The 12,756-nt window shown below is 32.5% G+C and carries 14 protein-coding genes and 1 pseudogene; 11 read left to right on the top strand and 4 right to left on the bottom strand.

Annotated elements, in window-relative coordinates:
* The first annotated feature begins 122 nt into the window (after window positions 1–122).
* Complete coding sequence (locus PSI22_RS02700; RefSeq protein WP_273578449.1) at window positions 123–1,133, top strand: Gfo/Idh/MocA family protein; 1,011 nt, start codon at window positions 123–125, stop codon at window positions 1,131–1,133.
* Here the strand turns inward: PSI22_RS02700 and PSI22_RS21440 are convergent.
* The 4 genes and pseudogenes from PSI22_RS21440 to PSI22_RS02685 all read right to left on the bottom strand — a co-directional run.
* Window positions 1,107–1,211 carry a hypothetical protein gene (locus PSI22_RS21440; RefSeq protein WP_370688985.1) on the bottom strand — a complete coding sequence of 35 codons (105 nt, stop codon included), beginning with the start codon at window positions 1,209–1,211 and terminating at the stop codon, window positions 1,107–1,109. The genes PSI22_RS02700 and PSI22_RS21440 overlap by 27 nt on opposite strands.
* Window positions 1,186–2,472, bottom strand: coding sequence for a CmlA/FloR family chloramphenicol efflux MFS transporter (cml, locus tag PSI22_RS02695; RefSeq protein ID WP_273578448.1), 1,287 nt, complete (start codon window positions 2,470–2,472; stop codon window positions 1,186–1,188). Before cml ends, PSI22_RS21440 begins: the two co-directional genes overlap by 26 nt.
* Before the next feature lie 404 nt (window positions 2,473–2,876).
* A complete protein-coding gene (locus PSI22_RS02690; RefSeq protein ID WP_273578447.1) occupies window positions 2,877–3,341 on the bottom strand; it encodes a GNAT family N-acetyltransferase in 465 nt (154 codons plus the stop codon).
* 22 nt (window positions 3,342–3,363) lie between these two features.
* Window positions 3,364–3,643, bottom strand: a pseudogene (locus PSI22_RS02685) (LOG family protein); the annotation flags it as partial.
* A gap of 108 nt (window positions 3,644–3,751) precedes the next feature.
* On the opposite strand from PSI22_RS02685, the gene rhtA reads away from it, so the two are divergent.
* The 10 genes from rhtA to PSI22_RS02635 all read left to right on the top strand — a co-directional run bounded on the left by rhtA (window position 3,752) and on the right by PSI22_RS02635 (window position 12,455).
* Window positions 3,752–4,642, top strand: coding sequence for a threonine/homoserine exporter RhtA (rhtA, locus tag PSI22_RS02680; RefSeq protein WP_273578446.1), 891 nt, complete (start codon window positions 3,752–3,754; stop codon window positions 4,640–4,642).
* Between the two features lie 201 nt (window positions 4,643–4,843).
* Window positions 4,844–5,350 (top strand): DNA starvation/stationary phase protection protein Dps, encoded by a 507-nt coding sequence (gene dps / locus PSI22_RS02675; RefSeq protein ID WP_273578445.1) that lies wholly within the window; start codon window positions 4,844–4,846, stop codon window positions 5,348–5,350.
* Window positions 5,351–5,541: 191 nt separating this feature from the next.
* Complete coding sequence (locus PSI22_RS02670) at window positions 5,542–5,763, top strand: alkylphosphonate utilization protein (protein WP_012987524.1); 222 nt, start codon at window positions 5,542–5,544, stop codon at window positions 5,761–5,763.
* 794 nt (window positions 5,764–6,557) lie between these two features.
* A complete protein-coding gene (locus tag PSI22_RS02665) occupies window positions 6,558–7,403 on the top strand; it encodes a hypothetical protein (protein WP_273578444.1) in 846 nt (281 codons plus the stop codon).
* Between the two features lie 6 nt (window positions 7,404–7,409).
* Complete coding sequence (locus tag PSI22_RS02660; protein WP_273578443.1) at window positions 7,410–8,246, top strand: MbnB/TglH/ChrH family RiPP precursor modification enzyme; 837 nt, start codon at window positions 7,410–7,412, stop codon at window positions 8,244–8,246.
* The gene (locus PSI22_RS02655) at window positions 8,243–8,956 is read left to right on the top strand and encodes a hypothetical protein (RefSeq protein ID WP_273578442.1); all 714 of its coding nucleotides are present in this window, start codon (window positions 8,243–8,245) and stop codon (window positions 8,954–8,956) included. Before PSI22_RS02660 ends, PSI22_RS02655 begins: the two co-directional genes overlap by 4 nt.
* Window positions 8,953–9,723 carry a phytanoyl-CoA dioxygenase family protein gene (locus PSI22_RS02650; RefSeq protein WP_273578441.1) on the top strand — a complete coding sequence of 257 codons (771 nt, stop codon included), beginning with the start codon at window positions 8,953–8,955 and terminating at the stop codon, window positions 9,721–9,723. The genes PSI22_RS02655 and PSI22_RS02650 overlap by 4 nt, the downstream gene beginning before the upstream one ends.
* 44 nt (window positions 9,724–9,767) lie before the next feature.
* Window positions 9,768–10,850, top strand: a complete 1,083-nt coding sequence (locus PSI22_RS02645) for a pyridoxal phosphate-dependent aminotransferase (RefSeq protein WP_273578440.1) — start codon at window positions 9,768–9,770, stop codon at window positions 10,848–10,850.
* Between the two features lie 10 nt (window positions 10,851–10,860).
* Window positions 10,861–11,661 carry a hypothetical protein gene (locus tag PSI22_RS02640; protein WP_273578439.1) on the top strand — a complete coding sequence of 267 codons (801 nt, stop codon included), beginning with the start codon at window positions 10,861–10,863 and terminating at the stop codon, window positions 11,659–11,661.
* Entirely contained in the window at window positions 11,658–12,455 is a 798-nt protein-coding gene (locus PSI22_RS02635; RefSeq protein ID WP_273578438.1) for a TauD/TfdA family dioxygenase, read from the top strand. The genes PSI22_RS02640 and PSI22_RS02635 overlap by 4 nt, the downstream gene beginning before the upstream one ends.
* Window positions 12,456–12,756 lie beyond the last annotated feature (301 nt).

The raw sequence follows: 12,756 nt of genomic DNA, 5'->3' as shown, positions 1-12,756 counted from the left end.
ATAAAATTTTCTTATAAAACGACCTAAGTTGTCCGCTAAGAAAGCATAGAATAAGGCCAATAATTATTATAGACTTTCGATGAATTTTGCGGCTCAACAATTTGATATACCGGAAAAAGAAAATGCAAAAGATCAGATGGGGTATTATTGGTTGTGGTGATGTAACAGAAGTAAAAAGTGGCCCTGCTTTTTATAAACTGGAAGGTTCAGAGTTAATTGCAGTTATGCGGCGCAACGCAGATTTAGCAAAAGAATTTGCCAAACGGCATAATGTCTCAAAGTGGTATTCTGATGCCGAATCGCTGATTAATGATCCTGAAATTGATGCGATATACATTGCGACACCGCCCTCGACACACAAAGAATATACTATATTGGCCGCACAAGCCGGAAAAATAGTGTATGTTGAAAAACCCATGGCGCTGACCTTTGAAGAATGTAATGAAATGATCGCTGCCTGCCAATCTCAGAATGTGCCACTGTTTGTCGCTTATTATCGAAGGGCACTACCAAGATTCCTAAAGATAAAAGAATTAATTGATTCTGGTGCCATTGGTACTCCGCGCATTGTAAATTGCCAACTCTTCAGAGAAATGGAATCTCGCTACCAAGATCCTGATAATTTACCCTGGTTCGTAAAACCAGAAATATCCGGTGGTGGGTTATTTGTTGATTTAGCCTGCCATACACTTGATATATTAGATTTTCTGTTGGGAAAAATCATTTCGGTCAAAGGGCATGCCAATTCACAGGCAAAAGCCTATCCGGCGGAAGATTGTGTCTCAATGTCATTTATGTTTGAAAACCATATCCAAGGCGTTGGTATATGGAATTTTGCCGCTGGCACCCGTGAAGATAAGGTAGAAATTATCGGCACGAAAGGCAAAATAGCGTTTGCGACATTCGGTGATGCAGCTATTTCATATTATGACGAAAATAATCAGCTGCACCAATTCCATTTTGAAAATCCCAAACATATTCAGATGCCATTTATTCAAACGGTTATACATCAATTACAGCGCAATAATATCAGTTCATCCAATGGGGAAGCCGCCGCAAGAACCAGTTGGGTTATTGATGAAGTCCTAAAAGAGTATCGAACTTCCCTATACATAGAAAACAAAGAACAATAACCCGTCAGGCCAGCATTGGCTGGCCAAGTCGCGGTATCCGTAAGCCATCCGCTTAGTGACTTTTATCCGGTTGTTCATGCCCTCTATTGTCCGACTGCGAACTACCCATTTCCCTTGGCATAAGGGCATCATGCTCTTCACTGCTAATATGGTGTCTGTTGGAATTAAAACAGGACAGACAAAGCACTGCTGTTGCTAGGATTAGGCAATAAGCGATAATCGGCCAGGCAGTAGCGCTGGATAAAAGTGTAATGGCAAGCGTTCCGCTCCCCCCTAACAGTAGCCCCCCCAAGCAGAAGTAAACTGCTGTAGCCGTCCCGGCCATATGATCGAAACCTCGAAGCGCACCATTAGGTGCCACAGAAACCGCAGTAGCGATACCCACACCGACAAGCCACATTGGGACGATAAAGCCAAATACCGATTTAGGTATAAGTGTCTCTCCAACAGCCAGCAACAGTGCTCCTGCCATCAGGCAGCACATTCCCGCCCGTAACATGTTCAGGCTTCCCCACCGGACAACCAGACTTCCCACGATCCGCGAAGTCACCATCATAGCGATAGCCACTGTTGCAAATAACAAGCTGAAGGTAAGCTGCGATAACCCTTGTCGGCCCATCATTAACCAGGGGGCAGTCGAAAGAAAGACGAAGAAGCTACCCATTCCTGCGCTGTAGCAGAGCGTGTAGAGCCAGAAATTCAGGCGTTTTACAGGAAGAAGTAACTGTGACCACTGCAAGTCTGACTTCCGTTGCCATCGGGTCTCTGGCCAGAGTTGCCAGGCGGCAATAACAGCTACTGTCATTGCGCCTCCTAGCAAACCAAAGATTGCGCGCCACCCCAGCCAGGTGTCAACCAACACTCCTAGCAGTGGGCCTACTGCCGGAACCATAGCAAGCATAGAGCTGAGCAAGCCATAGATGATGTTGCTTTCCTCACGGCCCGAATAGATGTCGCGTATAGTCGCGAAAGTGGCTACGAGACATGCCGAAGCACCGCAGGCTTGAATAACCCGGAAGCTCAGAAAAACTTCTGGTGATGAAGCGACGGTGAGACCGAATGAAGCCACAATGTAAGCAATCCCACCACTAAGTAAAACAGGACGGCGACCAAGCCGATCTGACAGCGGGCCGAATAGAAGCTGACCGGCTCCTAACAGAACCAGGTATGCCGTCAACGTTAGCTGGATCGTCCCTGCTCCGGCACCAAGTACATCGGCTATGAAAGGCACTACGGGCAGATACATATCCATGCCCAGTGATGCCAGTAAATCGAATGGTGATAACAGTAATATTGTGGCGGTAAGAGAATATCGCCAAGAAAAATCTTTTGAGTGCACGAGACCATCTCCTCAAGTGAAGGATTTGGCGGTACTCTCGTAGAACGATGTGGTTCTTGAGAACACCGCAACAACCGAAAAACTATGGCTGCCGCGGCTTATTTCTCTGCTTTCTCGGTAGTGCTCATATGCGGGTTATCTCATGAATGAATCCATATCGTAACAATCTTCACGCTAATATGCGAAGAACCTTAACAATATCATCCCTGTATTAATGACACGATTATGTTATGAGTAGATCACATAATGGTGAAATTTATCCTATGATGCCATCTGATTCTGGAATAAAAATATTTTTTTAGCAAGTGCTTGAAAAACATTAATGTTAAAAATGACAACAGTAGAAATAAAAACATATCAACTATCAGAATATTATTCTGATAGTAAAATAGACTATTGATTTATTACAGAGTAATTACCATCAATTTATTGATTTCGTTATATCCTTCTCTTTCATAAAAACGAATGGCTTCAACATTTTGCGACAAAACTGTCAATTCCAGATGCGAATAATTATTTTCCTGTGCCCATTTTTTCATTCCAGCCAACAGTCGCTGGCCAATTCCTTGGCTTCTGGCATCCTGACTGACGATCAAATCAAAAATATAACCATAAGTTCGTGGTATCAAACAATTAAACAGCGGCGTATTTTGCTCCTGCGCAATGGAAAATCCTTTAATATCACCATTATCATCTTCCGCAACCAATAAATGAAATTTATTATTATCTATATAAGAAATAATTAAATCTCTATCCTGCTCCGAGCCTTTTAGCCTATCTGGCTGCAATTCAGCCATTTCGCTAAATAAAACGTTATAGAGTGATAAAATAGCGTCAATATCCTGTACGAAAGCCGCTCTTATTATCATACTTAGCTCCTTAATACTGAAATTACTGAGTGTAGCTTCTTACTAAAGGCGCAATATAACATTCAAAACGATCACGGATATTGCTCAATAAGTGCCATATTGCGGTATCTTTCCTGCAAAAAATGCTCATCAGCCATTTTATCAATCATAAAAATCAGTGGATCATAAAAATGATTAATATTGAGAGTACCACACGGTTTATTGTTCAAGCCAATCATGCTCCAAGTAAAGACCTCACTGAACTCCTCCAGCGTGCCAAAACCGCCGGGTAGTGCCACAAAATCCTCTGCCAGTTCCAATAATTACTTTTTGATTATACGTTACACAACTGATAATACAGTTGAGTTGCACCTGTTTCGCTGCGAAGATGGCAGCCCTAAATAACATGTTGTAACCGAGGTTTTCTGTAAATGTCTTTTTCCAAACATCGGGCGGCTTCTTTTCCACTGCTTCCTGTCGTTTTATTATTACTTTCAATGACATCAATTCAAGCGGGTGCTTCACTGGCCAAAACAGTGTTTCATGTCATTGGTGCACCTGGTGTCACCGCCCTGAGACTGGCGTTGGGGACGATTATTTTATTTCTGATTTTTAAACCTTGGCGTCTGAAATTCCAGCGAGAGTCTCTTATTCCTCTTTTTGCCTATGGCATTTCATTGGGCGCAATGAATTATCTGTTTTACATGGCATTGTCCCGTATTCCTTTGGGTGTTGCTGTTGCACTTGAATTTACGGGGCCTTTAGCTGTTGCTATGTTCTCTTCCCGACGCCCGCTAGATTTCCTTTGGATCGCCTTGGTCATTGCAGGATTAGGTTTTCTGTTACCAGTCGGGGATGGCGTCAGCACACTTGATCCTATCGGAATCTTATATGCATTGGGAGCCGGTGTTTTCTGGGCACTCTACATTATTTTCGGGCAACGTGCTGGTGCTGGCTACGGTGCTGCAACGGTTTCCATTGGGTCATTGATTGCCGCCATGATTTTCTTCCCTGTGGGATTGATACAAACTGGCCCTGAGTTACTGTTCGATCCCTCGTTGCTGCCTATTGCACTAGGGATCGCCATTTTATCTACCGCATTTCCCTATACACTGGAAATGATTGCCCTCACCCGATTACCTGCCAAAACGTTTGGGACATTGATGAGCCTTGAGCCTGCCTTGGGAGCATTATCGGGAATTATCTTCCTGAATGAGCATTTGACGATGACTCAGTGGATCGCCCTGTTCTGTATTATTTTCGCTTCAATAGGCTCTACCTCAACCATTAAACGGAAGACTAAAATAGAAAAAGTAGAATAATCAATTAGTCAGAAACAAGCTGAAGTTATCCATAAAAACCGGAGAGTTTCGAAACTCTCCAGTTTTTCTATTATTGAAATATGAAGGGTATATCAACTATCAATGTAATAGAGACAAGCAATATGACTCCCGAAGAGTTATCAACTAATCTTATTTCATCCAATGAGATAACTCATTATTCGGCATGAAGGGAACATCATTATGAGTACAGCAAAATTAATCAGCCCCAACACTTCCCACCTGATTTATACCCGCAACAACGTTAATGAAGATGTAAAGCAGAGATCGATTACTGCCCTGAATCATATGGTGATCCACTTTATCGACCTCTCCATGATGACTAAACAAGCCCATTGGAACATGCGTGGCAGAAACTTTATTGCCATCCATGAGATGCTTGATGGTTTCCGTACTACGCTCACTGATCACCTTGATACATTCGCAGAACGTGCGGTTCAATTGGGTGGCACCGCGCTAGGAACGGTTCAGGAGGTTCACAGCCGAACCCTGCTGGCAAATTACCCAACGAGCATTCATGATGTACAGGATCACTTAAAAGCACTGGCAGACCGCTACGCCATTGTTGCGAATGATATCCGTCAGGCGATTGTTGATGCAGAGGATGAAGATACGGCAGACATGTTTACCGCAGCTTCCCGTGATCTCGACAAATTTTTATGGTTTATCGAAGCAAATATTGAGCAATAAAATAAAAATATTATTTTTCATCATCTTATGGCCGCATCTGCGGCCTTTTCTACATCACGGATAATCTCCAGTAAGAAAAAACATCGAAAAATAGCCGCTACAATGTCAAAAATTAGACTAACCTTTAAAAAAATCATTTTTCTCTCTATAATCTCTTTTTGATTTAAAAATCAACATGAGGACGCTATACGATGGATACCGAAGTCAAAGATTCTAACGGTGCACTATTAAATGATGGTGACACCGTTCAAGTTATCAAAGATCTGAAAGTCAAAGGTACTTCTAAGACGCTGAAACGCGGCACATTAATCAAAAACATTCGTCTGACTCACCGTGAAGATGAAGTTGAATGTAATTCGGATAAAATCAAAGGGTTAGTGCTTAAAACCTGTTTCTTGAAGAAAATTGGGTAAATAGCAGTTACAAACCGATTTTTGCTTAAAGGATAAATAATATTAATTTTTATATTATTTATCTTTTTTTATAAAAAGTTTGGAATAAAATGGAATATTTTCCCAATTTTCAATGAATATCAGAAAAATAATTCTTACAATTCATAATATAACCCCGCTTTAGAATACCTTCTCAATAAGTATCAAGTATCCTTTATCATCATACAAATGTACTATCAGCCTTCTTTTTTAATACATTAATTCACTAACGATTATTTATATTTTCTGAAGCAAGTTAAATAATGAAAATTCACTACAATCATTGATAATTACATCACGTATAACCAGACTGTGTTTCTTTGTTTACTTCGAATCAATTACACACTTAATAACGAGAAACATTCAAGTTATTATAAACTTTAATTTTAGTTAAAAAACAAAATTATGTTTGAGATTACAATAAATTATATGGAAAAATCCTACTAATATTTTACAATGATTCACTATAATCATTATAATTGAAACCTATCTTATCGATAGCTCACCGCTATATTAAACAAAACCTAAACAACATTTAGTATATAAAAAAACCCATTGACATAGAAGAAGCAAAGAATAGAATTACCATTGTTAGCAAGCATGCTAATATAAATTAAGTCTGATATTTTATTTAATATCAAATAGGAGTAAAAAATGGAAATTGAATTTATTGAAGAATCTGAATCATCTGTAGAAGTTCTTTGCAATAGTCTTGGATGTCCATAATAAAATATATTACCCCCCTTTATTACAGGGGGGTAAATTAGGTGTTCATCATGAATATAAAAGAAATAAACATTTATTTATCTAAATTGATATCAAATCCTAAATATTCCATAAAAATGTATGAAAACCCTAATAAGTTCATGGATATATATCACATATCTCAGTCTAGCCGAGATATTTTAATAGATTTTTTTAGGAAAAATGGTAGTAAGTTTGTTAACTCTTCAATCTTACAAAAAACAAAAAGAATGGATGGATTAATAATGTCACTACCAAATTTATATAACTATTTGAATAAAGATAATTTTGAATTAGAATTTGAAAAATACCTTATAAATATTGACTTCAATAATGAAGTAAAAAAGAACCCTATTATTGAATCTACTTTCTTTTGTGAACATATAATTCAAAAGACTGGAGATGACCTTTTGAGAACTATTGCCTTATATGAAAAAGAAAAAAATAATCTATTAATAGATTTACAAGAAAAAATATTCAATATAGAAGTGGAATTATCAAAGGATATTAAATATGATGCTATAGAAAAAATATTTATTGTTTCTAATCCAACTATAAGAATTAAAGAGTTTAATACAAATATTAAATCACTATTATCATTAATAGAAAAAGAAAACTTCAGAGAAGAATTAAATAAAAAAATGGAAAAAGTGAAAACAAACATTGTATTTTACAGAAGAGATAGAACTAGAAAAATAACTTCATTATCCATAGGGAACATAATAAATTACATTATATTAACATGCAAAACACCTATTTCAGCATGTAAATTATTTGAAAAAATAAATAAACAATATATTTTGGATAGAGAATCATTTAGTACAACTCTAAAAACTCTTAGTTCGAAAAATTTAATCTCACTTAGTAATCAAAGGTGATAACATATGAGTAAATATGGAAAATTCGGTATTGGCGTTAATTATAAATCATCATTTTCTAAAGAAATTTATAATAATCTTCAATATATTGATATTCTTGAAGTTCATTCCGAGAATTTTTTTTTAGATGAAGAGGATAATTATCTAGAAAAATGTTGCGAAGAGATTCCAATTATATTTCATGGTCTTGATATGTCATTAGGAACTGATGATAACTTAGATACTGAATACATAGAAAATTTAAAAAATGTCATAATCAACAAAAAACCAATATGGTATAGTGATCATTTATCCGCTACACGACATGGAAATATTGAGGTAGGACATCTTATGCCAATTCAATTTTCTATTGAAAATTCGTATAACATAATAAATAAAATAAAAAAAATAAAAAAAATAAAATCAGAAGTAAATGAAAATTTTATTATTGAAAATATAACATATTATTATAATATGCCAGGTTCTGATATGGCTGAGATAGATTTTATCAATAGTATAGTTAAAAATAGTGACTGTGGAATATTACTAGGCATTAATAACTTATATATTAATGCAATGAATCATAATTACGATCCTGAAGAATTTCTTCTTAAATTACCATTAGATCATATCGTTGAAATACATCTAGCAGGCGGTTCGTATAAGTTTGATATGATTGTGGATACTCATGCAAATAAAATATGGGATGATGTATGGAAGTTATATGAATATTCTCTTTCTAAAACCGATGTTTGTGGCGTGATTATTGAAAGAGATTCTAATATAGAGAATTATACTACCGTTATCGATGAAGTTACTATTGCTCGTGAGATTTATAAAAAAATATATAGGAAACACCCATGAATACATTAACTAATAATGAAAACTTAAAAATAGCATCATTAGCAAGCATCCCAAAAAGAAAAAACAATCTATACTACACTGTTAAATCAATTTTTTCACAAATTGACGAATTAAATGTATACTTAAACGGATACAAATCCATTCCTGATTTCTTAATAAAAGATAAAATAAATATATATATGAGTTCCAAGTCAGGCGATTTCGGAGATGCATCTAAATTTTACCCTTTGAAAGACAAAATAGGATATTTATTCACATTAGATGATGATTTAATTTATCCTAAAGATTATATAAAGAAACTTGTATCTAAAATAGATATGTATAACAGAAAAAATTTCATTTGCGTACATGGAAATATCATAGATAGAACCTCATTATCATCGTATTATGATAATAAAAAAGGAATACATTTTAGAAAATCACTTGATAACGATATTTTTGTAAACATTCCAGGAACTGGTACTTTAGCTTATCATTCATCTCTTCATTCTTTTTCTATGGAATCATTTCCAATAAAAAACATGTCTGATATATGGGTTGCAGTTATCGCCAAAAGAAATAATATAAAAATAGTTGCTATTGATAGGAAAAAATATTGGATTCGCACATCAATAAAAAATAAAGACCCTTACTCCATATATAGCAATAAGAATAAACTAGATCAAATAATATGCCAAATAATAAAAAGAGAGGAATTATATAACATATGAACAATGAATATAAAATTACCCTGAACAAAAATGGGTATATTCTGATAAAAAATTTTCTATGTGATGAAGAAAAAAAATCTCTAAATATTGATATTGAATTTCTTTATAATAAAAAAGATACCCCAGGAAAGATCATGAAATATTACGAAGAAAGTGTTATTGATAGTAAAAAAATACTCAACAGAATAGAAAATTTCATTGATTATAAAGAAATAGATCATATAAATAAAATAGAAAAAAAAGCATCTAAATTACTATCAATAATAACAGAAAAAAAACATATTCTCTTTAAGGATAAAATTAATTTTAAATTGAGTGGTGGTGGTGGATTTCTTCCACATCAAGATCATCCAGCGTTTACTAGATTTATTAAAGAAGAAATATTTAACATTATGATCCCAGTTGATGATATGAATATAGCAAATGGTTGCCTATATATTTCAAAAATTCCATTTAAAAAGAAATCGATCCCTCATAATAGTGGACAAGCATTAAAAAGCTCATATAAAAATTATCGCTGGATTCCTATTCAAGCTAAGTGTGGAGATTTATTGATATTTAGTTCATTCCTATTACATATGTCAAAAAATAATTTGAGCAATAAAAATAGGAGGTGTATTTTTTTCACATATAATTCTATTTCAGAAGGAGAACTTAGAAATAAATATTTCGAATTTAAAAGAAAAATATTTCCACCTATTGTAGAACGTAATAATCTTGACGATCACTCCAATTGGAAGAAAAATTTAGCCAAAAAAATAATTTAGAATCAACAAATAGTTTTTCATTAAAAAAATAAAAAGAGAAATTCATGAAAATCATTAAAGAAACTTTTTTTTATAGAAGTGAACTATATCATGAAATTCCTGAGCTTAAAGTTTACAAAACAAAAGAAAATTTAAGTTTAATGGAATTACCATATCAAACAAATTTAGATTTTGAAAAAACATCAGATAAAATTAAGCATGCTAATATAAATAGGTACCCAAGTTTAGATACCAACCTAATAAAGGAAAAATTATGTGAATCAGATGGTATTATCTATGATGACAATATTCTCCTTGGCAATGGTCTTTTAGAAATAATTCAAACTATTTTATTATCATTTTCTACTGACAAAACTACAATAATCATTCCAGACCCATCATTTTTCATGTTTACTAGATTATCAAAAATATGTAGAGTAAATATATGTAAAATCCCTTTAATCAAAAAATTCGACATTGATGTTTTTGGATTTATTCAAGCATCTAAAAAATATCAAAATCCAATAATTATTATTGACAACCCAAATAATCCAACAGGATCTTTATTCAAAAAACAGGATTTAAAATTAATAGCAGAAAATTGTAATTGCCCTATCATTATAGATGAAGCATATATAGCCTATTCAAAAGACAATTCAAGTGCATTGAGTTTCATTATGAACTATGACAATGTTATTGTATTACGAAGTTTTTCAAAAATAGGCTTTGCTGGACTACGTTTTGGCTATTTAATTTCAAATAGTGATATGGTTTCTTACATTAAAAAATTTTCCCTACAATATTCATTGACTGATATAAAAATAAATGTATTGTTAGATATATTAAATAACAATAAAATTAATTTAGATCATATCAATTCAATAAAAAAACAAAGGGACATCATTATATCAAAAATATCTCATATGGAAAAAGTCTTTGTATCAAAAAGCCAAGCTAATTTTATTTTCTTTAGAATTAAAAAATATTATATATATAACTTCCTCAATGACTTAATAAACCATGGAATAAAAATAAATCATTTTCCTTATGGCTATTCTAAAATCACAAATAACAGCTTAAGATTTTCTCTTGGTAATGATATTACAAATAATATAGTAATTAGTTTAATGTTAAAAAACTTTAAATAGGACCAATAAAATGTATTACACTCTTGGATATCAATCAATTATTGAATCAATAAATAAGGCTATTACCCCATATTATAATTATAATAACTTCATAAAAAAACACTCTATTTTTACTCATATTCCGAAACAAAAAAATCCTCTTATAACTACTTATGAAGGAGCATTGCCATTTTGCTATTATCATCTTATATCATTAGAAAAACACTTTACTAAAAATCCAGAAAAAATAAATAAAATGATCAATTCAAACATATTTTACGAATGGCTAAATAGATTAGAAATAAACAATGAAATTCATAACCTAGTAAATAGGATAATAAAAATAGTCATAGTAAATGAATTATATTCATATACAAATGGAACAACCGAAAATACAATAGGGCTTTCTTCTATAGACTTCAAAGATAACTTTAATCATCAAGACTTCTTAGAGTTAATATTTCACCAATTAACTCATATGATTTTATTTATTGATGACATTTCACATACTCATATGAAAAAAAATGATAAATTAATAACTGTAGATGTTGAGGGAGTTAAATCTATTTTTGATGATAAAAAATTCCCTATATATACGTTATTTCACAGCTATATAGTAGGGGTGGAAATTCTTATATTTAGAAAAGAATTTTTTGGAGAAGAATCGTCCTCAATATATCATGGAAAAACAGATAGAATAATAAAAATATGCCAAAAAATGTCCATATCTATTGAAAATAATATCTCTTATTTTTCGAATAGATCAATATATATTTTTGAAAAATCAAAAGAATTGATAAATAAATTTACTGATAAAGAGATAATAAAATGACATATGAGAATTTCGTTTTATTTAATGATATTAAAGAAATAATTAACTCCAAAGAATACAATTCAGATATAACATGCAATAATAACATTACTAACTATATACATAAAAACAAAATCACTAAAAATATCAAAGATGAAATATATTATAAAGTATCTTTGAATGGTGATATATATATAATTGAATTTAATGAAGAAGATACTATAGATGAAACTGTCATTTTACTTGAAGGTATTTTTGGTTATCCTCTTACTTATAAGAATAGAAACAATAAAAAATATGAGGTCATAAAAAACAGTAAAAATCCAAAATGGTTTTTTGAATCAAATTATTCACAACCAGTACATACAGATGAAGGTCATGAAAAAAAACAACCAAGTATACTTGCACTCTATTGTAAAACAATATCAAAAACCGGAGGAAATAGTATATTGGTTGATACAAAATCCATTTATAATTTTCTATTAAATAAATATGGTTATAAAGTAGAAATATTATTCAATAATAAATGTATTAACTTAATTAACAAAAATGAAAACTTAACCAAAAGCATACTCTCAACAATAAAAGAAAATATTGGAATATCATTTTCTCCATTGATCAATAATTTTAAATGCACTCAAGAAGTTTATGCTATGCTGAAAGATATAAATAAATTCATACATGATAAGGAAAATCAGTATCGATTTAAGTTAAAAAAAAATCAGTGTGTTATTTTCAGTAATTATCTCTACTTGCATTCCAGGACTGCGTTTCCAAAAGACTCAAATAGAACATTATATAGGATTTGGTTTTAGGAGATTCAGAATGAACTTACTTATAGCCGATGCATTAGAATATAAAGGAAAAATAAAATCCTTTGCCTCTGGAAATAAAAATTTAATTATATTTCTTTGTTTTTTATTTATTCCAGCGAAAGCAAGTGGCATTATTTACGGGTTAATTTATTTTTCACAATTTGCATTAACACCTAATACACCTATTCAATCACTCTATATTTCGTTAATACTTTTGTTGATCTATGTTATTTTTTATTCACTACAACGACCATTATTTCCGGTCAAATATTCCAATAGTATGATTTCATCTTTAATAGAT

The organism is Xenorhabdus aichiensis, from assembly GCF_028598775.1.
Lineage (GTDB): Bacteria > Pseudomonadota > Gammaproteobacteria > Enterobacterales > Enterobacteriaceae > Xenorhabdus > Xenorhabdus bovienii.
This window is presented reverse-complemented; position numbering and strand designations above follow the sequence as displayed.

Coding starts and splice junctions, on each gene's coding strand:
- PSI22_RS02655 (WP_273578442.1), top strand. CDS start 8,243: ATGAATACATTAACTAATAATGAAAACTTAAAAATAGCATCATTAGCA.
- PSI22_RS02690 (WP_273578447.1), bottom strand. CDS start 3,341: ATGATAATAAGAGCGGCTTTCGTACAGGATATTGACGCTATTTTATCA.
- PSI22_RS02665 (WP_273578444.1), top strand. CDS start 6,558: ATGAATATAAAAGAAATAAACATTTATTTATCTAAATTGATATCAAAT.
- PSI22_RS02650 (WP_273578441.1), top strand. CDS start 8,953: ATGAACAATGAATATAAAATTACCCTGAACAAAAATGGGTATATTCTG.
- rhtA (WP_273578446.1), top strand. CDS start 3,752: ATGTCTTTTTCCAAACATCGGGCGGCTTCTTTTCCACTGCTTCCTGTC.
- PSI22_RS02660 (WP_273578443.1), top strand. CDS start 7,410: ATGAGTAAATATGGAAAATTCGGTATTGGCGTTAATTATAAATCATCA.
- PSI22_RS02645 (WP_273578440.1), top strand. CDS start 9,768: ATGAAAATCATTAAAGAAACTTTTTTTTATAGAAGTGAACTATATCAT.
- PSI22_RS02700 (WP_273578449.1), top strand. CDS start 123: ATGCAAAAGATCAGATGGGGTATTATTGGTTGTGGTGATGTAACAGAA.
- PSI22_RS02670 (WP_012987524.1), top strand. CDS start 5,542: ATGGATACCGAAGTCAAAGATTCTAACGGTGCACTATTAAATGATGGT.
- PSI22_RS02640 (WP_273578439.1), top strand. CDS start 10,861: ATGTATTACACTCTTGGATATCAATCAATTATTGAATCAATAAATAAG.
- dps (WP_273578445.1), top strand. CDS start 4,844: ATGAGTACAGCAAAATTAATCAGCCCCAACACTTCCCACCTGATTTAT.
- PSI22_RS02635 (WP_273578438.1), top strand. CDS start 11,658: ATGACATATGAGAATTTCGTTTTATTTAATGATATTAAAGAAATAATT.
- PSI22_RS21440 (WP_370688985.1), bottom strand. CDS start 1,211: ATGAACAACCGGATAAAAGTCACTAAGCGGATGGCTTACGGATACCGC.